The sequence below is a fragment of the Curvibacter sp. GW821-FHT01G03 genome, from assembly GCF_059422285.1.
In genome coordinates this window covers 350536-377323 of sequence record NZ_JBWKWP010000001.1, presented here as the reverse complement: position 1 = coordinate 377323, position 26788 = coordinate 350536, and the positions used below count along the sequence as shown (strand labels likewise).

Sequence of the window (26788 nt, the reverse complement as noted above, 5' to 3'; positions counted from 1 at the left end):
CGGGGCTCCTGGGTTTCATTCGGGACGGCCCGCCAGCAAGCGCTTGGCGGTGTAGTGCATGACCTCGATGTCATGCTGATTGAAGACGGTGATGTCAGAGCTGACCACTGCCCGCCCCTTGGCCGAGGTGGGCCGCACCTCGGTCACGGTGATGCGGGCGTGGATGGTGTCGCCGACCCGCACCGGGTGCAGGATCTTCTGGTGCAGCTCCAGCATGGCCAGGCCAGTGCCCTGGATCATGGTCTGCAGGATGAAGCCCTCGATCAAGGTGTAGGTGAGTGCCCCGGGCACCGGGCGGCCGGCCATGGCACCGCCCTCGAACTCGGTGTCAATGAAGATCGCCTCCAGCATGCCGGTGCACGAGATGAAATTGACCAGGTCAGTCTCGGTGAGGGTGCGCCGGAAGGTGCGAAAGCTCTGGCCGACCGACAGGTCTTGCCAATGAAAGCCCTGGCCCAGGCGGGGCGGCAGCGGGGGCGTGGTGTGGGGCATGGAAGGCTCCAGGTTCAGGAAGGTGTTCGTTGGGCCGGGGCACCCACAGCGCCCGTGGCCAGCCACCCGGCCAGGGTGTCGGCCGGCACGCCGGCCGCGCTCAGGGCGCGCGCGGTGTCGGCCCCCAGGCGGGGCGGCAGGCCGACCGCGGCGCGCTGGCCGTCAAAGCGCGGGGCCACGCCCGGGAAGCGCAGGGCCCCCATGGCCGGGTCGTCGATCGGCTCGAAAAAGCCGGTGGCCTGCAGGTGCGGGTCGTGCTGCAGGTCTTCGAGCCGGTTCATGCGCGCCACCGGGACCTCGATGCGATCGCACAAGGCCAGCCAGTGGGCCGTGTCGTGCAGGGCTACCAGGCGGCCGGTGGTCTCGTACAAGGCCTCGATGTGGCGGGTACGCGCGGCCATGCTGGCAAAGCGCGGGTCGACGGCCAGGGCGGGCTCGCCCACGGCCTCGAAGAAGCGGCGCCAGTGGGCATCGGTGTAGGGCATCAGGCAGACGTGGCCGTCGGCCGTGGCATAGGGGCGACGCCAGTCGGCCAGCACCCGGGGGTAGCCTGGGGCCGAACGCGGCGGCTCGAAATGCTCACCATAGAAATGCTCGACCAGGTTGAAGCCCACCATGGTCTCGAACATCGGGACCTCGACAAAGCCGCCCTGCCCGGTGGCCTGCCGTTTCACCACCGCCGCCACGATGGCCAGGGCGGCCACCAGGCCACAGGTCTTGTCGGCGGCGATGGTGGGCAGGTAGCGCGCCACCCCGCTTTGGGCCTGCATCAGCGCGGCGCTGCCCGACAAGCCCTGGATGATGTCGTCGTAGGCCGGCTTGCCGCTGTAGGGCCCGCCGTCGGCAAAGCCGTGCAGACCGGCAAACACCAGGCGCGGGTAGCGTTGGCACAGCGTGGCAGGGTCCAGCCCCAACGGGGCCAGCTTCTGCGGCCGCATGCTGTGCATGAACACGTCGGCCCCGGCAATCAAGGCTTGCAGCGCGGCCTGGCCGCCGGCCTGCTTGAGGTCGATCACCACGCTTTGCTTGCTGCGGTTCACGCCCAGAAAGATCGCAGCCATGCCGGCTTCGGCCGCCGGGCCGGTGTGGCGCGTGGAATCGCCCTCGGGGGGCTCCACCTTGATCACCTCGGCCCCCAGGTCGGCCAGCCACTGGCTGGCGTAGGGGCCCATCACCACCGCGCTGGCATCCACCACGCGCAGGCCCGCCAGTGGCTGGGCCGCCTTTGTTGTCTCCGTCATGGGGATCGACTGTAGGAATCGCTTGTCAGAGCGTCCAATATTGATTAGCGTCGATCCAATACCGTTCGAGTATCAAAATGAACCTCAGGCAACTGGCGCAATTTGTCGATCTGGCCGAAACCGGCAACTTCCACCGCACGGCCGAGCGCCTGCACATGGCCCAGCCACCGCTGTCGGTGTCGATCCGCAAGCTGGAAGACGAGCTGGGCGGCGCCCTGTTCGACCGGACACCGGCCGGCGTGGTGCTGACGGCGGCCGGCCAGGCCATGCTGGCCGACGCACGACAGGCTCTGGCGCACGCGGCCCAGTGCCGCCAGCGGGTGGCCGCGGCCTTGCATGGCCTGGGCGGGCTGCTGCGGGTGGGCTTCATCGGCACAGCCACCTACTCGCTGCTGCCGCGGCTGATCCCGAGCTTTCGCGCCCATTACCCGAAGATCGAGCTGGAACTGACCGAGTCGACCACCCAGGCCGCGCTCGACGGCCTGGCCGCCGGACGCTTGGACGTGGGCCTGGTGCGCTACCCGGTGCTGACGCCGGGTGACTGCGAGTTCACAGTGCTGGAGCGCGATGAGTTCATGCTGGCCGTGCCCGGCAACAGCCCGCTGGCCCGGCGCAGTGCCATCGCGCTGTCGGCCGTGGCGCTGGAGCCTTTCATTCTTTACGAGCAGGCGAGGGTGCCAGGGCTGTTTGCGTTGGCCATGCTGCGCTGCCAGCACTCGGGCTTCAGCCCTCGCGTGGCCCAGCAGGCGATGCAGGTGTCCACCATCCTGAGCCTGGTCGAAAGCGGCCTGGGCCTGGCCCTGGTGGCCGGCGTGGCCCGCCACCAGATGCGCCGGGGCGTGAAGCTGCTGCGCCTGACCGACACCCCGGCCGATGCCCGACTCGACATGGCCCTGGCCACCCGACCGGGGCATGGCAACCAGTTGGTGAGCACCTTTGCGGCCCACGCCCTGCGGGTGGCCCAGGAAGCATCGGCCACGCCATGAATTGGAGGTTTGCGGGATTTGTTCACAGGCGGGTCAAGACCATCCAACTAGACTGAGCGCACATTCATCAAATCAAGTGCCTGCGGGCCAAGAGAGGATCACCATGGGTTTGTTCGATCAGGTACTGAGCACGGTCGGGGGCTTGGCGGCCCAGCAGGGTGGCAGCGCCGCCGGGGCCGGCCTGCCCGAGGTGGTGCTGCATTGGCTCAACGACCCGCAGACCGGCGGCTTGTCGGGTCTGGTGAAGGTTTTTGAGCAGCAGGGGCTGGCCCATGTGGTCGCCTCCTGGGTCTCGAATGGTCAGAACCTGCCGATCGACGCCAGCCAGCTGCAGGCCGTGCTGGGCAGCGACACGGTGCAGCGTCTGGCGGGCCAGTTGGGCCTGAACACAGGCGAGCTGTCGGCTCAGTTGGCGCAGTGGCTGCCCCAGATCGTCGATCACCTGACCCCCCAGGGGCAGCTGCCAGCCCAGGGCGCCCAAGGCGAGTCACCCCTGGTGGCCGAAGGGCTGAGCCTGCTCAAGGGCCTGCTGGGCTGATGTGACCTGAAGCCTCAGGCCAGAAACAGGGCCTGCAGATCGCTCAGGAAGTCAAAACCCCGCTCGGTGGGTTTGACGCGGGCGAAGTCGCGCTCGATCAGGCCCTTGCGTTCGGCCTCGTCCAGGCCGGCAGCGATGGCCGACAAGGGCAGGCCGGTGCGGTCGCAGAAATCCTGCAGCGCAAAGCCTTCGCGCAGGCGCAGCGCGTTCAGCATGTACTCGAAGGGCAGTTCGCTGCGCTTGACTTCGGTTTCTTGCGCGATGGCCTCGCCGGCCAGGGCCTTGTCCATGTAAAGGCGCGGTTCGCGCACCCGCACCTGCCGGATGACGCGGTGCGCAAAGCTGAGCTTGCCGTGCGCGCCCGCACCAATGCCCAGGTAATCGCCAAACTGCCAGTAATTGGTGTTGTGGAAACAGCCATGGCCGGGCTGGGCGTAGGCCGACACCTCGTAGCGCTGCATGCCACGGGCGGCAGTGCGCTCGGTGATCAGATCGAGCATGGCGTAAGCGGTGTCGTCTTCGGGCACCACGGGCGGGTACTTGGCGAAATAGGTGTTCGGCTCGATGGTCAGGTGGTAGACCGACAGGTGCGGCGGCGACAACGCCAGCGCGGTGTCCAGGTCTTGCGCAAACCCCTCCAGGCTCTGGCCGGGCAGTGCATACATCAGGTCGAGGTTGAAGGTGTCGAAGGCGCTGCGCGCCTCCTCCACCGCCGCCAGGGCCTGGGCCCGGTCGTGCACCCGGCCCAAGGCCTGGAGATGCTGGTCGTTGAAGCTCTGCACCCCCACCGAGAGGCGGGTGACTCCGGCTTGGCGGAAGGCGCGGAATCGATCCTTCTCAAAAGTACCGGGATTGGCCTCCAGGGTGATCTCACACTCGGCCTCCAGGCGCAGGCGGGCCCGCAGGCCGCTGATGAGCTGGTCGATCGATTCAGGCGAGAACAGGCTGGGCGTGCCCCCCCCGATGAAGATGCTGTGCACCGCGCGGCCCCAGATCAGGGGCAGAGAGGCCTCCAGATCGGCCATCAGGGCGTCAATGTAGCGCGCCTCGGGGGCCGCAGCCGGCTCACCGCCCTCACCCCGGAACTCGTGCGAGTTGAAGTCGCAGTAAGGGCACTTCTTGAGGCACCAGGGCAGGTGCACGTACAGCGACAGCGGCGGCAGCGCGGGCAGGCTGAGGGTGCCTGGGCGCATGTAGTGGGTCAGGTCGGGCGGACTCACGCGGAGGCCTCCGGCAGCCAGTTGTCGCGCATCAGCTGAAGCATCTGGCGCGCAGCGCGGCCGCGGTGGCTGTGGGCGTTCTTGACCTCGGGGGCCAACTGGGCAAACGTCTGGCCGAATTCGGGGATGAACATCACGGGGTCGAAGCCGAAGCCGTGCTCTCCCACGGGTTGGCGGGTGATCTGCCCGACGGCACGGCCCACCGCGATCAGGGGCTCGGGGTCTTCGGGTGAGCGCACCGCCACCAGGGTGCTGACCAGGGCGGCGCGGCGCTGGTCGATGCCCTGCATCTGTTCGAGCAAGGCGCGCACGTTGTTGTCATCGCCCTTGGGATAGCCAAACTGGGTGGCGTAGTAGGCCGTGTCGACGCCGGGCAGGCCGCCAAAAGCGTCCACGCACAGACCGGCGTCATCGGCCAGGGCCGGCAGGCCGCTGTGGGCGCTGGCGTGGCGGGCCTTGGCCAGGGCGTTTTCGACAAAGGTGCGGAAGGGTTCGGCGGCTTCGGGAATGCCCAACTCGCCCTGGCGCACCAGTTCGACGCCCAGGGGCGCGAACAGGGCCTGCAGTTCAGCCAGCTTGCCTTGGTTGTTGGAGGCCAGGACCAGTTTCATGACAGCGTTCTCACATCAGGGGGTCGGGTTCAGGCGGCCAGGGCTTGTTTCTGCAACCGCACCAGTTCGGCAATGCCCGCTTCGGCCAGGGCCAGCAACTGGTCCATTTCACGGCGGGTGAAAGCAGCCCCTTCGGCGGTGCCCTGCACTTCGACGTAGTGGCCGGCGCCGGTCATGACCACGTTCATGTCGGTGTCGCAGGCCGAGTCTTCGGTGTATTCAAGATCGAGCAGCGGCGTGCCTTCGACGATGCCCACCGAGATGGCGGCCACGTGGTCGAGGATGGGCGACTCGCTGATCTTGCCCGCGGCCAGCAGACCGTTGACGGCGTCCTGGGCGGCCACGAAGGCGCCAGTGATGGCCGCGGTGCGGGTGCCGCCATCGGCCTGCAGCACGTCGCAGTCCAGGTGCAAGGTGCGTTCACCCAGGCGTTTGAGGTCGAACACGGCGCGCAGCGAGCGCCCGATGAGGCGCTGGATCTCCTGGGTGCGGCCCGTCTGCTTGCCGCGCGCGGCCTCGCGGTCACTGCGGGTGTGAGTGGCACGCGGCAGCATGCCGTACTCGGCCGTGACCCAGCCCTCACCGCTGCCCCGCTTGTGCGGGGGCACTTTCTCTTCGACCGAGGCGGTGCACAAGACCTTGGTGTGACCGAATTCGATCAACACCGAGCCTTCGGCGTGCATGGTGTAGCCCCGCGTGATGCGCACCGGACGCAATTGGGCGGCGGCCCGCTGCTGGCTGCGTTGATAAAGGGTTGGGTTGGCCGTCATGTTGAGAATCCGTTGGTATGAAACGCGCCGGCTGGGCGGCCGGCAGGGCGTGATTGGAACCTGCCGCAGGCCTGGGTTCAAGCCCGCGCCGGGATGCCCCGCCATCGCACCAGGACAATCCCGGGCCTGCTCAATGCTTGCGCTGGGCCGAGCGGCGGATGGCGGCGTTGATCTCGGCGATGGAGCGCTCGATGGCGGCGTCGTCCAGATCGTCGACAAAATTGTCCAGGGCGCCCGACTGGATGGTCGAGGCAAACACCCCTTCGCTGATGCTGTCGGTGGAGATGCCGCGGGTGGACTCAAAGGTGTCAGGGGTTTCCCACTCGAGCGCGATCACCGTGACGTTGTCGCTGCTGTCGCCGGCCTTGCGCAGGGCGGTCTCGACCAGCTCAGGCACCACCTCCGAGACCGAGGAGCGACTGAGTTGACGCACGATTTCGTCGTCATGGACGCTGCCCCAAAGCCCGTCGGAGCACAGCATGATCTTGTCGCCTTGCTGCAGGATGACCGGTCCGGTCACATCAAAGACGGGCTTGGTGGGCGACCCCAGGCAGGTGAACAGCACGTTGCGGTTGATGCGCTCGGGCAGCATCATGGCCGGGCTGCGGTGCTCCAGGTAAGAGTGGTCGCGGGTGCGGGTGAGCAACTCGGCGTCACGCACCAGGTACAGGCGGGAGTCACCACAGTGCACCCAACTTGCACTGCCGCTTTGCACCACCCCGGCCACCAGGGTGGTGCGCGGGGTGTCCAGCATGCCTTTGTCGGCGGCGTAACGCAGGATCTGGTGGTGTGCGGCCATCAGCGCCGTGGTCAGAAACTCGGTCACGTCAGCCAAACGGGGCTGGGCCTCGCGCTGGAACAGCGCCGAGATGGTCTGCAAGGCAATTTGGGCCGCCACCTCGCCTTCGGGGTGACCGCCCATGCCGTCGGCCAGCACGAACAGGGCTGAATCACGGGTATAGCAATAGCCCATGCGGTCTTCGTTCTTTTCGCGACCACCTCGGCGGCTGACCTGGAAAACTGAGAATTTCATTTCGGTTTGGCACCCACGTCCGTGGCTTCACGGCCGGTTTTTTTCTTGTTGTCGGACACCAGGGTGTCGAATTGCAGCCGAACTTTCTCACCCACGGAGAGCTTGGTGTAGCGGCGCTCGCCTTCGCGGCTGAGTTCTTTTTGCAGCGCAAACACCGACTGCGGTCGGGCCAGTGGGTCGAGCGCCATGCACCACTCGACCACCTCGATGAGGTTGTCGGAATAGACACCGCGCAGGCGCGACAAGGCCAGCGAAAGGCGGTCTTTTTCGATGCGCTGGGGGGCCTCGTTGGGGGGATATCCCTGCATGCAGGCATAAATGCAGGCACCGATGGCGTAGATGTCAGTCCAGGGGCCCATGGCAGCATCGCGCCGGTACATCTCGGGGGCCGCAAAGCCAGGCGTGTACATCGGGCGGATGAAGTTGCCCTCCTTGGACAGCACTTCTCGGGCCGCCCCGAAGTCGATCAGCACGGCCTTGTTGTCGTCGGTGATGAAGATGTTGGCCGGCTTGATGTCCAGGTGAAGCATCTTGTGCTGGTGCACGATGCGCAGGCCGCGCAAGACCTCGTCGAACAGGGACCGGATGGTCGACTCGCGGAACACCTTCTGGGTTTTCAAGTCGCGCGCGGTGATGATGAAATCCTGCAGGGTGGCCCCCTCCAGGTAGTTCATCACCATGTAGACGGTTTCGTTCTCGCGGAAGAAGTTCAGCACACTCACCACCGAGGGGTGGGAGATCTGGGCCAGCGAGCGCCCCTCTTCAAAAAAGCTCTTCAGGCCGAGTCGGTAAAGCGACAGCTTTTCGGGCTGGACCTTGGGCAGCAACTCACCGGCACCGCGCGTGGCCAGCGACGAAGGAAGGTACTCTTTGACAGCAACCTGTTGACCTTCCATGTCGAGGGCCAGGTACACCACGCCGAAGCCGCCCGCAGACAGACGGCGCACCACACGGTAGCCACCGATGACGGTATCCGGTGGAAGCGGTGCCGGTTTGACCTTCGACATGTGGAGATAGACGGGACGGGCACCCCGTCCAGGCGGGATAATCCCTGTATTGATTTATGTAATAGAACCCAATGCCAGTTTACAGCATGACCGGTTACGCCACTGCCCAGCAGGACGTGGCCACCCCTGAGGTCGGCGGCGACGCCAAAAGCAGTGCCACCACCCGGTTCGGCCTGGAAATCCGCGCCGTGAACAGCCGCTTTCTGGACCTGAGCTTCCGGCTGCCCGAAGAGCTGCGCCAGCACGAGCCCGCCCTGCGCGAGCTGCTGACCGCCAAGCTCAAACGGGGCAAGGTGGAAGTACGCGCCGCCCTGGACCAGGAAGGCGGCGACGGCCTGAAAGAGCCCACCACCCGCCAACTGCAAAAACTCAATGCCATCCAGGACCAGGTGCGGGCCTGGCTGCCGCAGGCCACGCCGCTGAGCGTGGCGGATGTGATCCGGCTGGGGGGCTCGGATGCCCACACCCTGCTGCCCAGTGCCGAAGAGGTGCAGGCCCTGGCCGCCAAGGTGGTCAAGGAACTGCTGTCGGCGCGCCAGCGTGAAGGCGCCCGCCTGAGCACCATGCTGCAAGACCGCATCGGCCAGTTGCGCGCCCTGGCCGCCCAGGCCACCCCGCTGGTGCCCCAGTTGGTGGAGCAGCAGCGCCAGCGCTTTCTGGAGCGCTGGAAAGAAGCCATGAACCTGACCGAAGGCAGCACCCTGCCCGAGGCGGCCCAGGACCGCGCCCTGTCCGAGGCCACCGCTTTCGCCATCCGAATCGACGTGGCCGAAGAGATCACCCGCCTGGATTCGCACCTGGACGAGCTGGAGCGCCTGCTCACCAAGGGCGGCGAGCTGGGCAAACGGCTCGACTTCCTGATCCAGGAACTGCACCGCGAGGCCAACACCCTGGGCTCGAAATCGGCCGCCCTGGAACTGACCCGCATCAGCGTGGACATGAAGGTGCTGATCGAGCAGATGCGCGAGCAAGTCCAGAACATCGAATAAGCCCCAGAGCCCAACCCAGACTCCGAGCCCATCATGGATTACCCAGGAAACCTGTTTGTCGTGGCCGCCCCCAGCGGGGCCGGCAAGTCCAGCCTTGTGAAGGCGCTGCTGGAGCTGGACTCGCGTGTCCAGCCCTCGGTGTCGCACACCACCCGGCCACCCCGTGGCCAGGAAAAGCACGGACGCGAATACTTCTTTGTGTCCCAGCCCGAATTCGACGCGATGGTGGCCAACAACGCCTTCATCGAGTGGGCCCATGTGCACGGCAACCGCTACGGCACCTCGAAAAAAGCCATCGAAGAACGCATTGCCGAAGGCGCCGATGTGGTGCTGGAGATCGACTTTCAGGGCGCGATCCAGATCAAGAAAGCGTTTGCCAACGCCATCCTGATCTTCATCCTGCCCCCCAGCTGGGAAGAGCTGCGATCGCGCCTGGAGCGCCGCGGCGAAGACGCGCCTGACGTGATCGAACTGCGCCTGAAAAACGCCGCCATCGAGATGGCGCAGGCTTCCAAATTCGACTTCGTTATAATCAACGAATTGTTTGAGCGCGCCCTTTTCGACATGAAAGCCGTGGTGCACGCCCAACGTCTCAAGTATGCAGCCCAGCGACGCGCCCGGGCTGACACCTTCCACTCACTGAACATCGACTAGCCCGCGGAGAACCCTCATGGCACGCATTACCGTTGAAGATTGCCTGGTCAATATCCCGAACCGCTTCCAGCTGGTTCTGGCGGCCACTTACCGCGCCCGCATGCTGAGTCAGGGCCACTCGCCCAAGATCGAAAGCAAGAACAAGCCGGCCGTGACTGCCCTGCGTGAAATCGCAGAAGGCAAGATCGGCCTGGAAATGCTCAAAAAGGTTCCCTGAACCTGCTCGCGCCCCTGGCGCCGAAAAAGCACCGCAGCCGCGGTGCTTTTTTTTGCCCTCTGTCCCACACATCCCTGACAGCGCTACATTAGAAGCATGACTGCGGTGCTGCCCTCTTCCTCTGCCACGCCCCCGAAAAGTGCTGCCGCGGCCGCCGGTTCAGCCACGACTGCAGCCGCCAATGCCGCCGCCGCCAGCTTTGCCGCCCTGGTCGACGGCCTCGGCTACCTGGGCCCGACCGGCATCGAGCAGGTGCGCCAGGCCTACCGCTTTGCCGACGCGGCCCACCTGGGCCAGTTGCGCAACAGCGGCGAACCCTACATCACCCACCCGATCGCCGTGGCGGCCCAATGCGCCGTCTGGAAGCTCGATGCCCAGGCCTTGATGGCGGCCTTGCTGCACGACGCCCTGGAAGACTGCGGCGTGACCAAGGCCGAGCTGGTTGATCGCTTCGGCCTGCAGGTGGCCGAACTGGTCGACGGGCTGACCAAGCTCGACAAGCTGCAGTTCAACACCCGCGAAGAAAACCAGGCCGAGTCATTCCGCAAGATGCTGCTGGCCATGGCACGCGATGTGCGGGTGATCCTGATCAAACTGGCCGACCGCACGCACAACATGCGCACGATGTCGGACATGCCCAAGAGCAAATGGGGCCGGATCGCCTCCGAAACGCTCGAAATCTATGCGCCGATTGCCCACCGCCTGGGCCTGAACCAGACCTACCGCGAGCTGCAGGACCTGTCGTTCCGCCACCTGCACCCCTGGCGCTACGCCATCCTGGGCAAAGCGGTGGCCAAGGCCCGCAGTCGACGCCGCGACCTGATCCAGAAGGTGCAGGCCGATGTCGATGCCGCCTTTGCCACGCTGGGCATGCGCATCCGCATGGCCGGGCGGGAAAAGACGCTGTATTCGATCTATTGCAAGATGGATGAAAAACACCTGAGCTTTGCCCAGGTGACCGACATCTACGGCTTTCGCATCATCGTGCCGGGCATCACCGATTGCTACACGGCGTTGGGCGTGCTGCACCAGATGTACAAGCCGGTGCCGGGCAAGTTCAAGGACCACATCGCCATTGCCAAGGTGAACGGCTACCAGTCGCTGCACACGACGCTGGTGGGCCCTTCGGGCATCAACATCGAGTTCCAGATGCGAACCGAAGAGATGCACATGGTGGCCGAAGCCGGCGTGGCCGCCCACTGGCTGTACAAGGCCTCCGACCACGAAGGCGATCCCTCCGAGCGTCTGGGCACTCAGTGGCTGCAGTCGCTGCTCGACATCCAGAACGAAACACGCGATGCCGCCGAGTTCTGGGACCACGTCAAGGTCGACCTGTTCCCCGATGCGGTCTATGTGTTCACCCCCAAGAGCCAGATCATGGCCCTGCCACGGGGCGCCACCCTCGTCGACTTTGCCTACGCCATCCACAGCAACATCGGCGACCGCACGGTGGCGGGCAAGATCAATGGCGAGCAGGTGCCGCTGCGCACCGAACTCAAGAACGGTGATGTGGTGGAGGTGGTCACGGCCCCCGTGTCCTCGCCCAACCCCGCCTGGCTGGGCTTTGTGCGCACAGGTCGGGCCCGCTCCAAGATCCGGCATTACCTGAAGACGCTGGCCCAGACAGAATCCGAATCGCTGGGCGAAAAGCTGCTGATCCAGGCCCTGCGTGCCGAGGGCATCGACCGGTTGCCTGAAGCTCGTGACCCGCATTTCCCGGGCATCTGGGACAAATTGCTGCGCTTCACCGGCAACAAGACCCGCAGCGAGCTGATGACCGACATCGGCCTGGGCAAGCGCATTGCCAGCATGGTGGCCAAGCGCCTGACGGTGCTGATGACCGAGGGTGGCGAGAAGCGCGATGCCCTGCTGCTGACCCGCGAACGCTACACCTCGCACGAAAAGCTGTCGCAGGGCGCCGTGCTGCTCGATGGCAGCGAGAACGCCTCGGTCAAGTACGCCCCCTGTTGCCGCCCGATCCCGGGCGATGCCATCGTCGGCTACCTGGGGCGCGGCGAAGGCTTGGTGGTTCACACTGCCGACTGTGCCACCGCCAAACGCCTGCAGCACAAGGACAGCGAGCGCTTCATTGCGGTGGACTGGGCCGACGAGCCGGTTCGCCCATTCGAGACCGGGCTGGTGGTGACCGTGACCAACGGCAAGGGTGTGCTGGCCCGCGTGGCCGCCGATCTGGCCGCCTCCGAGGTAGACATCACCCATGTCGACATGGGCGATGAAGGCCCGGCCAGCACGGCCGAGCTGCGCTTCTTGGTGTCGGTTCAGGACACCCCGCACCTGGATGCCGCCTTACGGCATCTGCAGCGCACGCCCACCGTGCTGAGGGCTGCACGCATCAAGCCGGGGGCCTGAGAAGGCCCGGACGACGTTCCGCGGGCCGCGCAGTGGCCCTGTCGGGCGGGTTCAGTCCGCAGCCGTCGGCGCCGGGTAGACCACCTGCAGAATTTCGATGTCGCGCGGACCCGAAGGGGTGATCAGCTTGACCACATCGCCCTCACGCGCCTTGAGCAAGGCGCGCGACACCGGCGAGACCCAACTGACCTGCCCCAGCGCACTGTCGGCCTCGTCGATGCCCATGATGGTGACCGTGCGCTGCACGCCTTCGTCGTCTTCGTAGGTGACGGTGGCGCCAAAGAACACCTGATCACTGCCATGGTGCACGCTGGGGTTGGTGACCTCGGCGATCTCCAGGCGCTTGGTCAGAAAGCGGATGCGCCGGTCGATCTCGCGCAGACGCTTCTTGCCATACAGGTAGTCACCATTTTCCGAACGGTCGCCATTGCTGGCGGCCCAGTGAACCACGTCGACCACCTTGGGCCGCTCTTCGTCGATCAGTTGGAATAACTCGTCGCGCAGGCGTTGGTAGCCTGCCGCCGTGATGTAGTTGCGCGTGCCAGCAGGCAGGGCCGGCAGACCCAGGTCTTCGTCGTCGTCCGCCCCAGCGTCTGACTCTCGCGTGAACGCCTTGTTCATGATCCCCTCTTCAACAATCCCGGCCAGCGCAGGGCCTCTGACCCGTGGTGGGCCGCAGGGCTCCGAGTGTGCACGAATCTGCCACAGGCCCGGCCATCGCCGATTGAGGGCCCCTGATTTGGCCCGAGCTTGCCCCACGTCAATCCGGCACCCCACACAGAGGGGACCGCAATCGATACATTCTGTGGTGACCTCGCCCCTGGCAGGCGCCCCCGCCCCGGAAAGGAAACCATGTCCATCGAAGCCCCTTCGCCAGAGCGCCGCGCGCGGCACGATCTGCGCGCCATCTTCTTCGAGGCCTTTGAAATGCTGGCGCCGTTTTTTTCGCAGCAAAATGGCTGGGGCAGCGCCAGCTCCCATGATCATCTGGCCTACCGCGCCCTGAAAGAGCGGTTTCCGATGCTCAGCGCCCAGGACTGCCTGGTGCTGGTGATGACGGCCAAGCGCCTGCCACACCCAGGGCGCCCAGTCGCCAAGCCCTGACGCCCCCACCCACAGGAATCCGACCCGATGTTTGAATCTGCCGAGCTGGGCCACAAGATCAGCAAAGCCGCGTATAAAGCGGCCGTTCCCGAACTGCGCACAGGCCTGCTCCAGGCCCAGGCCGAGCTGTATGAAAAAAAGCCCTTCCCTGTCTTGTTGCTGATCAGCGGCCAGGACGGTGCCGGCAAGGGTGAAGCCATCAACCTGCTCTACGAGTGGATGGACTCTCGGTTCCTGTCGACCCTGGCCTTCTCCGAACCCACGGACGAAGAACGCGAACGCCCGCCAATGTGGCGCTATTGGCGCTCGCTGCCGCCCAAGGGCCGACTGGGCATCTTTGCCGGATCCTGGTACTCCGACCCCATCCGGCAGCGCATCGCCGGTGAGATCACCGTGGCCGAACTGGACGCCCGTGCCGCACAGATCAACCGCTTTGAGGCGATGCTGGCCCAGGAGGGTGCCCTGATCCTGAAGTTCTGGTTCCACCTGACCAAGGACGCCCAGCGCGAGCGCCTCAAAGCCCTGGAAAGCGATCCACGCACCGCCTGGCGGGTCAGCGCCTGGAACTGGGATCGGCTGAAAACCTACGACCAACTGCAAGATGCCGCCGGCCACCTGCTGCGCATCACCAACACCGCCCAGGCCCCCTGGATCGTGCTGGAAGGCAATGACGATCGCTACCGCTCCTTGACGGTCGGGCAACTGGTGCTCAAGGCGCTGCGCGAGCGCCTGGGCCAGCCCGCCGCCGCCAGCGCCCCACCACCGCCCGCGGCGCCCCTGCTGCGGGTGGACACCGATGGACGCAACGTGCTGTCCCAACTCGACCTGGCGCGCTCTCTGGCCGACAAGTCCTACAAGACCGAGTTGGCCCATTGGCAGGGGCGTCTGGCTGAACTGGTGCGCCACCCCGGCTTTCGCCAGAGAGCCCTGGTCTGCGCATTCGAAGGACCCGATGCCGCAGGCAAAGGCGGCGCCATCCGGCGCATCGGGGCGGCCCTCGATGCACGCCAGTACCAGGTGATTCCCGTTGCTGCCCCAAGCGAGGAGGAACGCGCCCAACCCTATCTGTGGCGCTTCTGGCGCCACCTGCCGCGCCAGGGCAACGTCAGCATCTTTGATCGAACCTGGTATGGGCGCGTGCTGGTCGAGCGCATCGAAGGCTTTTGCAGCGAGGCCGACTGGCAGCGCGCGTACTCTGAAATCAACGATTTCGAGCACGAACTGGCCGATGCCGGCACCATCGTGGTGAAGTTCTGGCTGCAGATCAGCCAAGAGGAGCAATTGCGGCGGTTTCAAGAGCGCGAATCGATTGACTTCAAGCGCTTCAAGATCACCGAAGAAGACTGGCGCAACCGCGAGAAATGGGATGCCTACCAACAAGCCATCTGCGACATGGTCGAACGCACCAGCACAGGCAATGCGCCCTGGACCCTGGTGGAGGCCAACGACAAGAATCACGCGCGGGTGAAGGTGTTGCGCACGCTTTGCGAACGGCTCGAAGCCGAACTCGATCAAGCGACAAGCAAGGCGGGCAAGGCGGGCAAGGCCAAGACACGCAAGGCCTCGGCGCAACCCAAGGCCGCACAGGCCGCAACGCGCAAGAAACCCAAGAAAGCCTGACGCCCAGGTCGAGGGCCGGGCTCAGCCCGGCCTGAAGGTCGCCCCGCGATGGCCAAAGACGAGACCCAGAAACGAAAAAGCCCTAGAACATTTCTGTTCTAGGGCTTGTCGTTTGGTGCGGCTGGCAGGATTCGAACCCACGACCCCTTGGTTCGTAGCCAAGTACTCTATCCAACTGAGCTACAGCCGCTGAGCTTTGTATTCTAACCTGATTTTTTTGCGTGTTTTGCGAAGTTTGAAAAATTTTTTCTTACTTGCTTTGCATCGCGTTGCTTCAGGTCAGAAGCGCTTCGTTGTGCGAAGACCGCAATTATGCACCATTTTCAAGACCCCTCGGGGAAACCCGCGATTTTTTTGCAATCGGTGTCGACGCTGGCCCGGTCGCTGAGGTTGCCAGGAATACTGTGGGCCCAAGGCCCGGAAGGTGCAGGAATTGGGCAAAATCAAGTTTCACATGGAGGTGGCGAAATGAGCCAGACAGGGAGCAGGCGATGGCAACGGTGACTTGCCGTGAATGTGGCACCACGTTCGCATCCGATGCGTTCGTATGCCCTCATTGCAAAGCCTGGCGCGGAGAAGCTGGCACCGGTGCACACCCCAGCAACGAGCCCTCCAACCGCATTCTTCAGACGGTGGCCATCGCCTTGATGGCCGCCACCCTGATGTGCACGGTCGGGCTGATGCTGCTTTGGAACTCAACCCCCCTGCCCTCGGCCCGCCCGCCAGAGACCAGCCGCCCCCCGGTCCAGGAGCTGGCCCGCGCCGACGCCACAGCCTCAGCCACGACCGACGTCAACGGCGTCTCGACCTCACAGCCCGGCCCTGCCAATCGCCACCAGCCCTGATTGACCCAGAACCCATGTCCCCACGCTCTGCCCGCCACGACAAAAGCCCCGTCACCCGCCCCACCAGGACCTGGGTACGCCAAGGGGTTGCCGCCTTGCTGGGAGGCTTGCTGTGCATGGGGGCCTGCGCCGAGTTCATTGACGGCGCCGAACTCAATCGATGGTCAGAGGCCTACGAGCGGCAGCGCCAAGGGCTTCAAAGCGCCAAGGACGGCCGCGACATCCTGATGTTCATGGGCTACGTCATGGGCGTCTGGGATTCGACCCTCGGTGAGCGCGATTTTCTGTGCACACCCGACGACTTTGCGTCGATGCAGATGTACCAGATCGTGGCCAAACACGTGCGCGAGCACCCTGAAAAATGGGGCCTGCCGGCCGACTACCTGATCCGCGAAGCTGCCCTTCGCGCCTACCGCTGCAAAAACAAGAACTGACCTGGCTTCAGCGCGGCCCGGGCGCAGAGGAAGTGCCGTCTGCGCCGTTGCCATCTGCGCCCTTGTCATCAGGCACTGTTGCCAGCGAGGCCAGCACACCACGGACCTGGTCCAGCACCTCGTCCGCCAGGGCCCGATCGGCCTTGAGCACACCCCGCGAAATGGCGGTCGCCCCGACGAAAGCCGCCACGAACACACTGGCCAGTGCAGACCGCTGGGCCGCATCCCCGGTGTCTGGCAGCACCGACTCCAGCCCGGTGCGGAACTCAACGAAGGCATCCGCAAAGCTCTGACTCAGCAGCTCACCCTGGCGTGCCGTTTCACAGGCGGTGGCGATCAGGGGGCACCCGGCCTCCAGGTCGTCCCGGATGCGCGGGTTGAGGTAGACCTTGAGGTAGGTGTCCACACTGCGCTCCGCCCCCGGCCGCGGGGCATTGACCCGATCGAAGCCACGTCGGAAGGCGTGGCTGAACGCCTGGGCCGCCAGGTCCTGCTTGTCCGCAAAGTGCTTGTACAGCGCCCCCGGCGTCAAGCCCGCCTCGCGGCTCACGTCGGCCACGCCAATGCCATCGATCCCGTGCTTCTTGAACAGCCTGCCGGCCGCGTCCAGCAAGGCCTGCCGGTTCTGCTGAGCCTGTTCCTTGGTCACTTTCATGGCTGGATACCTCGTTGACTTTTTTTGATTTCGACCATTATCATAAACACCCACACAATCGACAACCCGAAGCCAGCCGCCATCTTCGCCCAACGCCGGGCGAAGCGGCCCTTCACCCCCTAGGACGCCACAGCATGCTCGCACCCCGCCTGGCTTTGTATCTGAAACACCTGGGCATCCATTACGCCTGGGTGATCGCCGCCCTGACCTTTCTGGCCATGCTGGTCACCTCGGCGGCACTCGGGCTGCCCGGCGCCCTGATGCAGCCCCTGAGCCAGGAGTTTGGCTGGACCACCACCGAACTGTCGTCGGTCTTTGCCATCCGCTTTGCGCTGTATGGACTGCTGGGGCCTTTTGCTGCCATGGTGTTGATGCGCTATGGCGTGTCGCGCATGGTGGCCATTGCCGCAGCCGTGATTGCCAGCTCGTTGCTGCTGGGGGTGTTCATGCACAGCCTGGGGCAGGCCTTTGCGCTTTGGGGCCTGCTGCTGGGCGTGGGCACGGGCCTGACGGCCATGGTGCTGGGCGCCACGGTGGCCAACCGCTGGTTTGTTCAGCGCAAGGGCCTGGTGATGGGCCTGCTGGCCGGCAGCAGCGCCACCGGTCAGTTGGTTTTCCTGCCCCTGGTGGTCTGGCTCATCGAGCAATATGGCTGGCGCTGGGCCCTGGCCCCGGTGATCGCGGCTTCACTGCTGGTGTTCGTGATGATGCTGCTGTTCATGCGCGACCATCCGGCCGACCTGAACCTGAATGCCTACGGCGCCCCTGCGGGCGTGAACGTGCAGCCTGCCGCAGCCCGTGCGGACTGGGGCCTGCCCCTGCGCACACTGGCCAGCGCCGTCAAGGTGCCCTCATTCTGGGTTCTGGCAGCCAGCTTTTTCATCTGCGGGCTCAGCACCAATGGTCTGATCCAGACGCACTTCATCTCGCTGTGCGGCGACAACGGCCTGGGGCCGGTGCCGGCCGCCTCTGTGTTGTCGATGATGGGCTTGTTCGACCTGGTGGGCACCACCCTGTCGGGCTACCTGTCCGACCGCTATGACAGCCGCAAGCTGCTGTTCTGGTACTACGGACTGCGCGGCCTGTCGCTGTTCTGGCTGCCGTATTCAGAGTTCACCCTGGTCGGCCTGTCGATGTTTGCCGTGTTCTACGGACTCGACTGGATCGCCACGGTGCCCCCCACCGTGAAGCTGGCCGCCGCCGAGTTCGGCCCTGAGCGTGCCAGCATCGTCTTTGGCTGGGTGTTTGCGGCCCACCAACTGGGTGCTGCCACAGCGACCTATGGCGCCGGCCTGTCGCGCTCGGTGCTGGCCTCTTACACACCGGCCCTGTTCGTGGCAGGCGGGGCCTGCCTGATCGCCGCCTTGATCATCATGCGGCTGCAGCCCGCCGCCGTGAAAGCCAACGCCACCAGCCGCTGAAGAGCCGCCTGCGGCGGCCCGCCTCAAGCCGTGGCCGCCGGGGTGATGACGCCCAGCCCCCGCAGGCGCTCGATGGCCTCAGTATCAAAACCGGCCTCGCGCAGCAAGGCTTCGTTGTGCTCCCCCATGGCGGGGGCCGCGCGGTGAGGCAGGGCCGTGCCCGCAACGCGGATCGGGTTGGCAACCATGCGGGCGCTGCGGCCATCGTTGTAACGAAAGTCCTCCACCCCAGCCCGCTCGTGAACAAAGGGGTTGTCCAGGGCCTGAGCCACATCGAACACCGGAGACACAGGGATCTTGCCGCTCAAGGCCTGCAACCAATCGGCCGTGTCACGGGTCATGAAAGCAGCGTCGAGCAACTCCGTGACCAGGCCCCGGTGCTGCAGGCGGACAGCGAACGTGGCCAGGCGAGGGTCATCGGCCCATTCGGGGTGGCCCAGTTCGGCCGCCAGCAAGGGCCAGAACTTTTCCTTGTTGCACATGACAAAAATCCAGCCATCGCGGGTTCGATAAAGCTGGCTGGGCACCAGACTGGGGTGGCCGCTGCGCTCGGTGCGCCCGGTCACCACCTGGGCGTTCAGGTACCAGGTACCCGGGTAATTGAGGTTGTGCAGAGCCACATCGAACAACGAGGTATCGATGTCCATGCCTTGCCCGCTGGCACGCGCCTTGACCACGCCGGCCAGCAGGCCGAAGGCGGCCGCCAGACCCGTCATGAGATCGACAATCGACAACCCGTAGCGCGTGGGCGGACCGTCAGGCTCGCCCGTCAGCGACAGATGCCCCGCCTCGGCCTGCATCAGATAGTCGTAGCCGGGCCAGGCCTGGCGCGACCCGCTGCGCCCATAGGCCGAAAGGTGTGCACACACCAGGCGAGGGTTGACCTCACGCAGTGCGTCGTACGTCAGCCCCAGCTTGCCAGGCAAATCGCCACGCAGGTTGTCCAGCAAGGCGTCGGCACCAGCGGCAAGGCGGCGCAGCACCGCCATGCCTTCGGGGTGCTTGAGGTCCAGAGTCAGGCTTTTCTTGTTGCGGTTGAAGGTCTGAAAAAAGTGGCTGTCGTCATCGCCAAAGAAATGGGGCCCGACATGCCGTCCCACATCACCACCATCGCGGTGGTTTTCGATCTTGATCACCTCCGCCCCAAGGTCGGCCAGGTAAGAGGTGCCAAAGGGGCCGGCGCCATATTGCTCCACAGCCAGCACACGCAGGCCCGCCAGCGGCAGCCGGCCATTTGTCTCTTGGGATGTTTCGGGCGAAGTCATGTTGAACGTCCTTTATTTGTACGGACAATTCTATAACCACGGCCTGACAAATAGCAAGTTTCAGAACGCGACCAAGCTCAACGGGACATCTCCATCCGGTAACTGAACCGATCACTGGGGTGCAGGTTGTCGGCCACCTCGATGAGTTCACCCTGGTCACTGTAGTAGCGGCGCACGATGCGCAAGGCCGGCGCACCCGCCGGACATTGCAGGCTGGCCGCATCGTCCGCACTCAACACCACACCCTGGATTTCCTGCTCCACGCGCTGGATGGTGACCTTGTAATCCCGCTCGATCAGGGCATAGACCGCCGTCTGGCGCCCCGCCAACCTGGCCTCGATGCCCTGCAGCATGGGGTTCAAAAAGATCCGGGTCAGACACAGGGGTCGCGCAGCGCCACCGCCCGCACTGGTCTCGTCATGGCGCAAGCCCACCGCCAGCACCCACTCTTGCCCCACCTCGGCCCCGAAGTCCTGCGCCTGCGTGCGCGTGAGCGGGATGCGCCCGATGTAGACGATGCGCAGCGTGGTGTCCTGGGCGTACTGGAACAAGTCTGGCAACGAGCGCACGTCGTGGCGGTAGCGGGCTTCGTCAGGCGGGGCGATCACCACCGTGCCAACGCGCTGACGCCGGGTGACCAGGCCTGCCGACGACAAAAGCCGGATCGCCGCCCGGGCCGTGAAGCGGCTGATGCCAAATTGCTCACACAACTCCAGCTCAGTGGGCAGGCGGGCGCCGACCGGATAGCGGCCGTCGGCAATGCCGCGCCGCAATTCGGCAGCCACACGCTGGTAGATGGGCTGCCCTGCAACAACCGGCTCAGCAGCCGGCTCGGCAGGCGCCTCATCCAGAGGGAGATCGTCTTCAGAGGGCGGGGGTGGGATGGAGCTCATGCCCCAAGTCTGCATCAGATTGCCGCCACGCCAAGGATTGACACCGTACAAATGAGCGCGCAATAATGTCCGGACAATAAATCGATGCAGAGAACTTCGATGCCTCCCGATTCAACCCATCCGAGACAAGCAGGAGCCTTCATGACCCCCACCCCCGTCCGTGACGCGGCCGACGAACATGAATTTGTAGAGGCCGTGGAAGCCTGGGCCGCCAAAGAGCTCAAGCCCGTGGCCCGCCGCTACGACCAGGCCGACGAGTACCCCCATGAGATCGTGGAGCAGATGAAAGAGTTGGGCCTGTTCGGTGCCACCATCGGCGAGGCCTATGGTGGCCTGGGCCTGTCGGCCTGGACCTATGCCCAGATCGTGATCAAGGTCGCCTCCGTGTGGATGGCGCCGTCGGGCATCTTCAACTCGCACCTGATCATGGCCGCCGCCATCGAACGCCACGGCACCGATGCCCAGAAACAGGCCTACCTGCCCCGCATGGCCACCGGCGAGTACCGAGGCAGCATCGGCCTGACCGAACCCAACGCAGGCTCCGACCTGCAAGCCATCCGCACGGTGGCCCGGCGCGACGGCGACCATTACGTGGTCAATGGCAGCAAGACCTGGATCACCAACAGCATGCATGGCCACGGCACCCTGCTGCTGGTCAAGACCGACCCGCAGGCCCAACCCCGCCATCAGGGCATGAGCCTGCTGATCGCCGACAAAGGACCAGGCTTCAATGTGGTGGGCAAGCTCAAGAAGATGGGCTATCGCGCCATCGACACCTGCGAGCTGACCTTCGACAACTACCGCGTGCCCGCGGGGCAACTGGTGGGCGGCGTCGAGGGCAAAGGCTTTGCGCAGACCGCCGGTGGCCTGGAGCTGGGGCGGATCAACGTCGGCGCCCGCGGGGCCGGCATTGCCGAAGGCGCCTTGCGCCACGCCTTGCGCTACGTGCAGGAGCGCGAGGCCTTTGGCAAGCCGATCTGGCAGCACCAGGCCCTGCAACTCAAACTGGCCGACATGGTGACCCAGGTGGAGGGTGCCAAGCTGCTGCTGCAGCAGGCTGCCACCAAATACGACCGCGGTGAACGCTGCGACCTGGAGGCAGCCATGGCCAAGCTGGCGGGCTCGGAAGCGGGCGCCGAATGCGCTCAACAGGCCATGCGCATCTTTGGCGGATACAGCTATTCGGTCGAGTACGAGATCGAGCGCTACTACCGCGACGCCATGCTGATGTGCATCGGCGAAGGCACCAACGAGATCCTGCGCCAGGTGATCGCCAAACAACTGATCGAGCGCCACCACATCTGAGTCACTCCCCGAATCTGCCCCAACCTCCCCAGGAGACAGAACCATGCAATCCACGATTGAAATCAGCCCCCAGCGTTTCCGGGCCTCCTACGGCCGCTACTTCGAAGACTTTGAAGTGGGCCACACCTACGAACACCGCCCGGGCCGCACCATCACCGACAACGACAACATCCAGTTCTCGCTGATGACCATGAATGCCCACCCCATGCACTGCGATGCCAACTTTGCTGCCAAAAGTGAATTTGGCCGCCTGCTGGTCAACAGCGGTCTGTCGCTGGCCGTGGTGCTGGGCATGACGGTGAACGACGTCAGCGCCAAGGCGATCGCCAACCTGGGCTGGAAAGAAATCCGCCTGACCGCACCGGTATTCGGTGGCGACACCCTCTATGCCGAGTCGGAGGTGCTGGAAAAGCGCGCCTCCAAAAGCCGCCCCAACCAGGGCATCGTCACCACCCGCACCCGTGGGTTCAACCAGGACGGCGTGATGGTGATGGAGTTCATCCGCATGTCGCTGATCCCCATGCGTGGCCACGGCGTGGGCGACTGAGCGCGCGCGCCCACCCACCCGCCTGCACCTGCACTTCAAAACAAGACGGAGACAACACCATGAGCCTCTGGCGCAAACCCCTGGTCGCCCTGCTGCTGAGCAGCTGGGCCTGCCTGGCCCTGGCCACCTACCCCGACAAGCCGATCCGCCTGGTGGTCGGCTTCCCACCCGGCCAGGCCACGGACATCGTGGCCAGGGCCGCCGCCCGCAAGCTGCAGGAAGCCCTGGGCCAGGCCGTGATCGTGGACAACAAGCCCGGGGCAGCCGGCATCATCGGCTCGGAGCTGGTGGCCAAGGCCGCACCAGACGGCTACACCCTGGTCGTGGGCTCCAGCGGCACCATGGCCATCAACCCCAGCCTGTACTCCAAGCTGCCCTACCAGCCCCTGAAAGACTTCGAGCCGGTCAGCCTGCTCTCGGTGGTGCCGCTGTTCCTGGCGGTCAGCCCCGGGTTTCCGGCCAAGACGGCGGCTGAACTGGTGCAGATGGCCAAGGCCACGCCCGGCAAGATCAACTACGGCTCGGGCGGCAGTGGGGTGACCAGTCACCTGACCATGGAGTTGCTCAAAAACGCGCAGGGCATCGACCTGATCCATGTGCCCTACAAAGGCAGCCCGGCCGCGGTGACAGACCTGATCGGCGGTCAGGTCAACGCCATGATCGACACCGGCCCGGCCCTGCTGCCCCACATGCGCAGCGGCAAGCTGCGCGTGCTGGCCGTGGCCAGCGAAAAGCGAAACCCGGCTGCGCCCGACGTGCCCACCATGGCCGAAGCCGGCCTGGGCAACTTCGTGGCGCCCGCCTGGGTTGGCCTGGCAGCGCCCAAAGGCACCCCCAAGGAAGTGATCGACATCCTGTACAAAGCCCTGCAGACCCACTGGCGCGACGCACCGGACGTGCGCGAACAACTCAATGGGCAAGGGGCCGAACCGGCCGTGATGACGCCAGCCGAGTTCCGCAAGTACATCCAGTCAGAAATCGAGAAATGGGGCCTGGCCGTGAAGCTGTCGGGCGCCCGTGTGGATTGAGCAGGGACCACCGGCCATGACCTCTGAAACCCGCTCTCCCCGTGCCCGGCTGTCCAGGCAACTGGCCGACTTTGCCGTCGGCCTGGCGCTGGAACAGGTGCCGCCTGACGTGCAGGAACAGGCCAAGCACCTGATGCTCGACGCGCTGGGCATCGGCCTGGCCTGCACCCAATGGGACTTTGCCAACACCACCCTGGCGGGCCTGCGCGAGCTGGCCGGCCCCGGTGGCGACGTGCCTGTGATCGGTTGCGCACAGAACCTGCCGCTGCGTGACGCCGTGATCATGAACGCCTTGCTGATCCACGGCCTGGACTACGACGACACCCACCCGGCCGGCGTGATCCACGCCACCACCTCGGTGCTGCCCGCCGTAATGGGTCTGGGCCACCGCCTGGGCAGCAGCGGCGCCGAGCTGCTGCAGGCCTATGTGCTGGGCATGGAGACCGCCACCCGGATCGGTGCGGCCGCCAAAAGCGGCTTTCACCAGGTGGGTTTCCATCCGACCGGCCTGGTCGGCACCTTCGGCTGCACCTTGGCGGCAGCCCGCCTGCTGGGCCTGAACGCGGACCAGATGGTGGACGCCCAGGGCATTGCCTTGTCGCTGGCCTCAGGCAGCCTGGAGTGCCTGGAGGACGGCGCCTGGACCAAACGCCTTCACCCCGGCTGGGGGGCCGCGAGTGGCATCACCGCCGCCACCCTGGGCCGGCATGGCTTTGTCGGGCCCGGCGCTGCCTACGAGGGGCGCTTTGGTCTGTACGCCAGCCACCTCGGCCCTGACCTGCTGGCCAAAGCCGATTTATCGATGGTCTGCGCCGACCTGGGGCGGGTCTGGGAGGTGATGCAGGTGGCCATCAAGCCCGTGCCCGCCTGCCACTTCACCCACGCCTTCGCCGACGCCGCCAGCGTGCTGTCGCGGCAATGGGATGGCAGCCCCATCCGCCGCATCGTGGCCCGGGTGCCCACCGGGGCCATGAAGGCCGTGTGCGAGCCCATCGACAAAAAGCTGCGACCGGCCAATGCCTACGACGCCCAGTTCAGCGTGCCCTACTCAGTGGCCACCGGTCTTCGCTTGGGTCGCTTCACCCTCGATGCACTCGACCCGGCAGCCTATCAAGACCCCGAAACCCTCGCTCTGGCGGCGCTGGTGGAATGTCAGAGTGACCCGACGGCCGACTTTCCGCGCTACTTTGGCGGAGAGGTGATCCTGGAGCTGGCCGATGGCCGCACCCTGCGCCACCACGAACCCATCAACCGTGGCGCGGCCGGGCGCCCGATCAGCCATGCCGACATCGTGGCCAAGTTCCATGACAACGCAGCCCGCGCGGTCAGCCGCCAGCAGGCCGATCAGCTGCAGGACCTGGTGCTGAACATTGAGCAGGTCTCGGTTGCGGAGCTCACCCGCTGCCTTGGCCAGCCCGCGAAGGGCCGGTCTACGTGAGGCCCCACCCCAGCCATCCGCCCGGGCCCTGGCTCAGCCTGGCCATCACGCTGGCCGTTCAGGCCCTGGTTTCCATGGCCTTGCTGACCCTGCCGGTCATGGCACCGGTCGCGGCCCAGGCGCTCGGGGTGTCGCCCTCTCTGGTGGGCGTCTACGTGGCCCTGGTGTATGCCGGCGCCATGGCCGCCAGTCTGGCTGCCGGGGCTGGCGTGGCCCGGCTGGGCGCCATCCGGGTCAGCCAATGGGGCCTGCTGCTGTGCGCCACCGGCCTGGCCCTGTGCGCCCTGCCCTCCCTTTGGGCTTGCGCGGCAGGCGCCGTGCTCATTGGCCTGGGCTATGGCCCCATCACCCCAGCCAGCTCCCACCTGCTGAGCCGCACCACCCCGGCGCACCGGATGTCGGTGGTGTTTTCGATCAAGCAGACCGGCGTGCCCCTGGGCGGCATGCTGGCTGGCGCGCTGATCCCCAGCCTGATGCTGGCTTTTGGCTGGCAGCCCAGCCTGTTGTTGTCGGCCTTGGCCTGCCTGCTGTGCATGGCCGCCGCCCAACCCCTGCGCGCCGCCCTGGACGCCGACCGACAACCCGAGCGCCCTCTGGCCCTGGGCCACCTGGGCCAGCCCATCCGGCTGGTCTTGTCGCAGCCGGGCCTGCGCCTGTTGGCGGGTTGCTCCTTCGTGTTCTCGATCGCGCAGCTCTCGCTCACCACCTACCTGGTCACGTTTCTGAGCCAGCAACTGAACTACAGCCTGGTCGCTGCGGGGCTGCTGCTGTCGGTGGCCCAATGCGGCGGCGTGGCAGGTCGCATTCTGTGGGGCTGGTTGGCCGATCGGGGCTTGGGAGCGCGCCGCATGCTGGCCGTGCTGGGGGCTGTGATGGCCTTGAGCGCCGCACTGACAGCCCTGCTGCCGGCAGGCACACCGTCATGGCTGGTGGGCTGCCTGCTGGCCATCTTCGGGGCCTCGGCCATTGGCTGGAACGGCGTCTACCTGGCCGAGGTGGCCAGGCAGGCCCCACCGGGCCTGGCCAGCGTGGCCACGGGGGGCACCCTGGCCTTCACCTTTCTGGGCGTGGTCCTGGGGCCGCCCGTGTTTGGCGCACTCTCCAGCATGGCTGGCAGCTACAGCGCAGGTTACCTGGGCCTGGCTCTGCTGACCGCCGGCTGTTGCCTGACCCTGACCCGATACCGCCTGCCAGCCCCTGAGCAGAACAAGACGACCACCCAACGCCAGGTTTGACCCTCGCGCCAAAGGAACCCCACCCATGCTGGAACGAAGCTACCTGTTTGTCCCGGGCGACCGCCCGGAGCGCTTTGGCAAGGCCCTGGCCAGCGGCGCGCACGCCGTGATCCTGGATCTGGAAGATGCCGTACAGCCCGAACGCAAGCCCGAGGCTCGTGAAGCCATCCGTCACTGGCTGCACAGCACGGGCGGAGGGTCCGTCTGGGTGCGTGTGAACCCCCAGGGCTCATCCTGGCACGATGAGGATCTGGGGCTGCTGCAGGCCCCGCGTGTGCGCGGACTGATGCTGCCCAAGGCGCAGGACGCCGCCGCCCTGCAATCCCTGGCCCGGCGGCTGCAGCCCGGACAGCAGCTGATCCCCCTGGTGGAAACCGTGACAGGCTGGTTCGAAGCCGAAGCCCTGGCCCGCTGCCCACAGGTGCACCGACTGGCCTTTGGTTCGGTGGACTTCATGGCCGACTCGGGCATTCAGGGCGACGCCGAGGAAATGGACGCCGTGCGCACACCTCTCGTCCTGGTCTCGCGCCGGGCCAACATCCAGCCCCCCATCGATGGCGTGTCGCTGGCAATTGACGATGCCACGCAACTCAGCGCCGACACCGCCCGCTCGCGGCGCTTTGGCTTTGGAGCCAAACTGTGCATCCACCCCAAGCAGGTGGCGGTGGTGAACCAGGGCTTTCTGCCCAGCCCCCAGCAGATCGGCTGGGCCCGCCGCGTGGTACAGGCCCTGGCCAGCAGCCCCTCAGGGGCCGTGAGCGTGGACGGCAAGCTGGTCGACAAACCCGTGGAGTTGCTGGCGCGCGCCATCCTGGCCGAAGCCCCCCCGGACAGCGCAGGCTGAAGCGCCCGGGCAAAAGGGGGCGACGG

General features: G+C 65.7%; 28 protein-coding genes and 1 tRNA gene. 17 read left to right on the top strand and 12 right to left on the bottom strand.

The features are described from left to right. Positions 1–15: 15 nt before the first annotated feature. Together AC07VS_RS01775 and AC07VS_RS01770 are read right to left on the bottom strand one after the other, a co-directional pair. Positions 16–492 (bottom strand): MaoC family dehydratase, encoded by a 477-nt coding sequence (locus AC07VS_RS01775; RefSeq protein ID WP_492347132.1) that lies wholly within the window; start codon positions 490–492, stop codon positions 16–18. Between the two features lie 14 nt (positions 493–506). Then, on the bottom strand, positions 507–1733 hold the full coding sequence (locus AC07VS_RS01770; protein ID WP_494656672.1) for a CaiB/BaiF CoA transferase family protein: 1227 nt from the start codon (positions 1731–1733) through the stop codon (positions 507–509). 77 nt (positions 1734–1810) lie between these two features. Here AC07VS_RS01770 and AC07VS_RS01765 point away from each other — a divergent pair, with 77 nt between their 5' ends. Beyond that, positions 1811–2719: a LysR family transcriptional regulator gene (locus AC07VS_RS01765; protein ID WP_492347134.1), complete on the top strand. Its 909-nt coding sequence runs from the start codon at positions 1811–1813 to the stop codon at positions 2717–2719. 103 nt (positions 2720–2822) lie between these two features. Next, positions 2823–3257 (top strand): YidB family protein, encoded by a 435-nt coding sequence (locus AC07VS_RS01760; protein WP_492347135.1) that lies wholly within the window; start codon positions 2823–2825, stop codon positions 3255–3257. Positions 3258–3271: 14 nt separating this feature from the next. Here AC07VS_RS01760 and hemW read toward each other — a convergent pair whose 3' ends face one another. The 5 genes from hemW to AC07VS_RS01735 form a co-directional block, all read right to left on the bottom strand. Then, the gene (gene hemW, locus AC07VS_RS01755) at positions 3272–4450 is read right to left on the bottom strand and encodes a radical SAM family heme chaperone HemW (RefSeq protein ID WP_492347440.1); all 1179 of its coding nucleotides are present in this window, start codon (positions 4448–4450) and stop codon (positions 3272–3274) included. 23 nt (positions 4451–4473) lie between these two features. Beyond that, entirely contained in the window at positions 4474–5088 is a 615-nt protein-coding gene (rdgB, locus tag AC07VS_RS01750) for an RdgB/HAM1 family non-canonical purine NTP pyrophosphatase (protein WP_492347136.1), read from the bottom strand. Between the two features lie 29 nt (positions 5089–5117). Next, positions 5118–5858 (bottom strand): ribonuclease PH, encoded by a 741-nt coding sequence (rph, locus tag AC07VS_RS01745; protein WP_494750060.1) that lies wholly within the window; start codon positions 5856–5858, stop codon positions 5118–5120. A 130-nt stretch (positions 5859–5988) separates the two neighbouring features. After that, positions 5989–6891, bottom strand: a complete 903-nt coding sequence (locus AC07VS_RS01740) for a PP2C family protein-serine/threonine phosphatase (protein ID WP_492347138.1) — start codon at positions 6889–6891, stop codon at positions 5989–5991. Beyond that, positions 6888–7898, bottom strand: coding sequence for a serine/threonine protein kinase (locus AC07VS_RS01735; protein WP_492347139.1), 1011 nt, complete (start codon positions 7896–7898; stop codon positions 6888–6890). Before AC07VS_RS01735 ends, AC07VS_RS01740 begins: the two co-directional genes overlap by 4 nt. 71 nt (positions 7899–7969) lie before the next feature. Here AC07VS_RS01735 and AC07VS_RS01730 point away from each other — a divergent pair, with 71 nt between their 5' ends. The 4 genes from AC07VS_RS01730 (at position 7970) to AC07VS_RS01715 (ending at position 12128) form a co-directional block, all read left to right on the top strand. Further along, entirely contained in the window at positions 7970–8887 is a 918-nt protein-coding gene (locus AC07VS_RS01730; protein WP_492347140.1) for a YicC/YloC family endoribonuclease, read from the top strand. A 33-nt stretch (positions 8888–8920) separates the two neighbouring features. Continuing rightward, positions 8921–9541, top strand: a complete 621-nt coding sequence (gene gmk, locus AC07VS_RS01725; protein ID WP_492347141.1) for a guanylate kinase — start codon at positions 8921–8923, stop codon at positions 9539–9541. Between the two features lie 16 nt (positions 9542–9557). After that, the gene (rpoZ, locus tag AC07VS_RS01720; protein ID WP_027478290.1) at positions 9558–9758 is read left to right on the top strand and encodes a DNA-directed RNA polymerase subunit omega; all 201 of its coding nucleotides are present in this window, start codon (positions 9558–9560) and stop codon (positions 9756–9758) included. Positions 9759–9854: 96 nt separating this feature from the next. After that, a complete protein-coding gene (locus AC07VS_RS01715; RefSeq protein ID WP_494656669.1) occupies positions 9855–12128 on the top strand; it encodes a RelA/SpoT family protein in 2274 nt (757 codons plus the stop codon). Positions 12129–12179: 51 nt separating this feature from the next. Here AC07VS_RS01715 and greB read toward each other — a convergent pair whose 3' ends face one another. Then, positions 12180–12749 carry a transcription elongation factor GreB gene (gene greB, locus AC07VS_RS01710; RefSeq protein WP_492347143.1) on the bottom strand — a complete coding sequence of 190 codons (570 nt, stop codon included), beginning with the start codon at positions 12747–12749 and terminating at the stop codon, positions 12180–12182. Between the two features lie 231 nt (positions 12750–12980). Between greB and AC07VS_RS01705 the strand changes: the two genes are divergently transcribed. Next, positions 12981–13232: a hypothetical protein gene (locus tag AC07VS_RS01705; protein ID WP_492347144.1), complete on the top strand. Its 252-nt coding sequence runs from the start codon at positions 12981–12983 to the stop codon at positions 13230–13232. 27 nt (positions 13233–13259) lie between these two features. Next, a complete protein-coding gene (gene pap / locus AC07VS_RS01700) occupies positions 13260–14852 on the top strand; it encodes a polyphosphate:AMP phosphotransferase (protein ID WP_494750059.1) in 1593 nt (530 codons plus the stop codon). 113 nt (positions 14853–14965) lie between these two features. On the opposite strand, the gene AC07VS_RS01695 is transcribed toward pap, so the two are convergent. After that, positions 14966–15042: transfer RNA gene (locus tag AC07VS_RS01695), tRNA-Arg, on the bottom strand. A gap of 457 nt (positions 15043–15499) precedes the next feature. Here AC07VS_RS01695 and AC07VS_RS01690 point away from each other — a divergent pair. Beyond that, positions 15500–15697 (top strand): hypothetical protein, encoded by a 198-nt coding sequence (locus tag AC07VS_RS01690; RefSeq protein WP_494750058.1) that lies wholly within the window; start codon positions 15500–15502, stop codon positions 15695–15697. 14 nt (positions 15698–15711) lie between these two features. Then, positions 15712–16131 carry a Rap1a/Tai family immunity protein gene (locus AC07VS_RS01685; RefSeq protein WP_492347154.1) on the top strand — a complete coding sequence of 140 codons (420 nt, stop codon included), beginning with the start codon at positions 15712–15714 and terminating at the stop codon, positions 16129–16131. A gap of 7 nt (positions 16132–16138) precedes the next feature. Here the strand turns inward: AC07VS_RS01685 and AC07VS_RS01680 are convergent, their stop codons facing one another. Further along, positions 16139–16786: a TetR family transcriptional regulator gene (locus AC07VS_RS01680; protein ID WP_494750057.1), complete on the bottom strand. Its 648-nt coding sequence runs from the start codon at positions 16784–16786 to the stop codon at positions 16139–16141. Positions 16787–16920: 134 nt separating this feature from the next. Between AC07VS_RS01680 and AC07VS_RS01675 the strand changes: the two genes are divergently transcribed. Continuing rightward, the gene (locus AC07VS_RS01675) at positions 16921–18207 is read left to right on the top strand and encodes an MFS transporter (protein WP_492347156.1); all 1287 of its coding nucleotides are present in this window, start codon (positions 16921–16923) and stop codon (positions 18205–18207) included. Between the two features lie 23 nt (positions 18208–18230). On the opposite strand, the gene AC07VS_RS01670 is transcribed toward AC07VS_RS01675, so the two are convergent. Together AC07VS_RS01670 and AC07VS_RS01665 are read right to left on the bottom strand one after the other, a co-directional pair. After that, a complete protein-coding gene (locus AC07VS_RS01670) occupies positions 18231–19472 on the bottom strand; it encodes a CaiB/BaiF CoA transferase family protein (protein ID WP_494750056.1) in 1242 nt (413 codons plus the stop codon). 77 nt (positions 19473–19549) lie between these two features. Then, positions 19550–20365, bottom strand: coding sequence for a GntR family transcriptional regulator (locus tag AC07VS_RS01665; RefSeq protein WP_492347158.1), 816 nt, complete (start codon positions 20363–20365; stop codon positions 19550–19552). Positions 20366–20506: 141 nt separating this feature from the next. Here AC07VS_RS01665 and AC07VS_RS01660 point away from each other — a divergent pair, with 141 nt between their 5' ends. Genes AC07VS_RS01660 through AC07VS_RS01635 form a run of 6 tightly spaced genes read left to right on the top strand, consistent with a single transcriptional unit; the run spans position 20507 to position 26762 of the window. Continuing rightward, positions 20507–21670: an acyl-CoA dehydrogenase family protein gene (locus AC07VS_RS01660; RefSeq protein WP_494750055.1), complete on the top strand. Its 1164-nt coding sequence runs from the start codon at positions 20507–20509 to the stop codon at positions 21668–21670. Positions 21671–21713: 43 nt separating this feature from the next. Then, positions 21714–22217, top strand: a complete 504-nt coding sequence (locus AC07VS_RS01655) for a MaoC family dehydratase (RefSeq protein WP_494750054.1) — start codon at positions 21714–21716, stop codon at positions 22215–22217. Positions 22218–22276: 59 nt separating this feature from the next. Beyond that, the gene (locus tag AC07VS_RS01650; RefSeq protein ID WP_494656662.1) at positions 22277–23245 is read left to right on the top strand and encodes a Bug family tripartite tricarboxylate transporter substrate binding protein; all 969 of its coding nucleotides are present in this window, start codon (positions 22277–22279) and stop codon (positions 23243–23245) included. Positions 23246–23261: 16 nt separating this feature from the next. Further along, the gene (locus AC07VS_RS01645; protein WP_494750053.1) at positions 23262–24683 is read left to right on the top strand and encodes an MmgE/PrpD family protein; all 1422 of its coding nucleotides are present in this window, start codon (positions 23262–23264) and stop codon (positions 24681–24683) included. Then, complete coding sequence (locus AC07VS_RS01640; protein WP_494750052.1) at positions 24680–25918, top strand: MFS transporter; 1239 nt, start codon at positions 24680–24682, stop codon at positions 25916–25918. Before AC07VS_RS01645 ends, AC07VS_RS01640 begins: the two co-directional genes overlap by 4 nt. Positions 25919–25943: 25 nt before the next feature. Continuing rightward, the gene (locus AC07VS_RS01635; protein WP_494750051.1) at positions 25944–26762 is read left to right on the top strand and encodes an HpcH/HpaI aldolase/citrate lyase family protein; all 819 of its coding nucleotides are present in this window, start codon (positions 25944–25946) and stop codon (positions 26760–26762) included. Positions 26763–26788 lie beyond the last annotated feature (26 nt).

Coding starts and splice junctions, on each gene's coding strand:
- AC07VS_RS01740 (WP_492347138.1), bottom strand. CDS start 6,891: ATGAAATTCTCAGTTTTCCAGGTCAGCCGCCGAGGTGGTCGCGAAAAG.
- rpoZ (WP_027478290.1), top strand. CDS start 9,558: ATGGCACGCATTACCGTTGAAGATTGCCTGGTCAATATCCCGAACCGC.
- AC07VS_RS01770 (WP_494656672.1), bottom strand. CDS start 1,733: ATGACGGAGACAACAAAGGCGGCCCAGCCACTGGCGGGCCTGCGCGTG.
- AC07VS_RS01655 (WP_494750054.1), top strand. CDS start 21,714: ATGCAATCCACGATTGAAATCAGCCCCCAGCGTTTCCGGGCCTCCTAC.
- rdgB (WP_492347136.1), bottom strand. CDS start 5,088: ATGAAACTGGTCCTGGCCTCCAACAACCAAGGCAAGCTGGCTGAACTG.
- gmk (WP_492347141.1), top strand. CDS start 8,921: ATGGATTACCCAGGAAACCTGTTTGTCGTGGCCGCCCCCAGCGGGGCC.
- AC07VS_RS01665 (WP_492347158.1), bottom strand. CDS start 20,365: ATGAGCTCCATCCCACCCCCGCCCTCTGAAGACGATCTCCCTCTGGAT.
- AC07VS_RS01680 (WP_494750057.1), bottom strand. CDS start 16,786: ATGAAAGTGACCAAGGAACAGGCTCAGCAGAACCGGCAGGCCTTGCTG.
- AC07VS_RS01760 (WP_492347135.1), top strand. CDS start 2,823: ATGGGTTTGTTCGATCAGGTACTGAGCACGGTCGGGGGCTTGGCGGCC.
- rph (WP_494750060.1), bottom strand. CDS start 5,858: ATGACGGCCAACCCAACCCTTTATCAACGCAGCCAGCAGCGGGCCGCC.
- AC07VS_RS01660 (WP_494750055.1), top strand. CDS start 20,507: ATGACCCCCACCCCCGTCCGTGACGCGGCCGACGAACATGAATTTGTA.
- AC07VS_RS01730 (WP_492347140.1), top strand. CDS start 7,970: ATGCCAGTTTACAGCATGACCGGTTACGCCACTGCCCAGCAGGACGTG.
- AC07VS_RS01735 (WP_492347139.1), bottom strand. CDS start 7,898: ATGTCGAAGGTCAAACCGGCACCGCTTCCACCGGATACCGTCATCGGT.
- AC07VS_RS01645 (WP_494750053.1), top strand. CDS start 23,262: ATGACCTCTGAAACCCGCTCTCCCCGTGCCCGGCTGTCCAGGCAACTG.
- pap (WP_494750059.1), top strand. CDS start 13,260: ATGTTTGAATCTGCCGAGCTGGGCCACAAGATCAGCAAAGCCGCGTAT.
- AC07VS_RS01765 (WP_492347134.1), top strand. CDS start 1,811: ATGAACCTCAGGCAACTGGCGCAATTTGTCGATCTGGCCGAAACCGGC.
- greB (WP_492347143.1), bottom strand. CDS start 12,749: ATGAACAAGGCGTTCACGCGAGAGTCAGACGCTGGGGCGGACGACGAC.
- AC07VS_RS01685 (WP_492347154.1), top strand. CDS start 15,712: ATGTCCCCACGCTCTGCCCGCCACGACAAAAGCCCCGTCACCCGCCCC.
- AC07VS_RS01635 (WP_494750051.1), top strand. CDS start 25,944: ATGCTGGAACGAAGCTACCTGTTTGTCCCGGGCGACCGCCCGGAGCGC.
- AC07VS_RS01650 (WP_494656662.1), top strand. CDS start 22,277: ATGAGCCTCTGGCGCAAACCCCTGGTCGCCCTGCTGCTGAGCAGCTGG.
- AC07VS_RS01670 (WP_494750056.1), bottom strand. CDS start 19,472: ATGACTTCGCCCGAAACATCCCAAGAGACAAATGGCCGGCTGCCGCTG.
- AC07VS_RS01715 (WP_494656669.1), top strand. CDS start 9,855: ATGACTGCGGTGCTGCCCTCTTCCTCTGCCACGCCCCCGAAAAGTGCT.
- AC07VS_RS01675 (WP_492347156.1), top strand. CDS start 16,921: ATGCTCGCACCCCGCCTGGCTTTGTATCTGAAACACCTGGGCATCCAT.
- AC07VS_RS01690 (WP_494750058.1), top strand. CDS start 15,500: ATGGCCGCCACCCTGATGTGCACGGTCGGGCTGATGCTGCTTTGGAAC.
- AC07VS_RS01705 (WP_492347144.1), top strand. CDS start 12,981: ATGTCCATCGAAGCCCCTTCGCCAGAGCGCCGCGCGCGGCACGATCTG.
- hemW (WP_492347440.1), bottom strand. CDS start 4,450: ATGCGCCCAGGCACCCTCAGCCTGCCCGCGCTGCCGCCGCTGTCGCTG.
- AC07VS_RS01775 (WP_492347132.1), bottom strand. CDS start 492: ATGCCCCACACCACGCCCCCGCTGCCGCCCCGCCTGGGCCAGGGCTTT.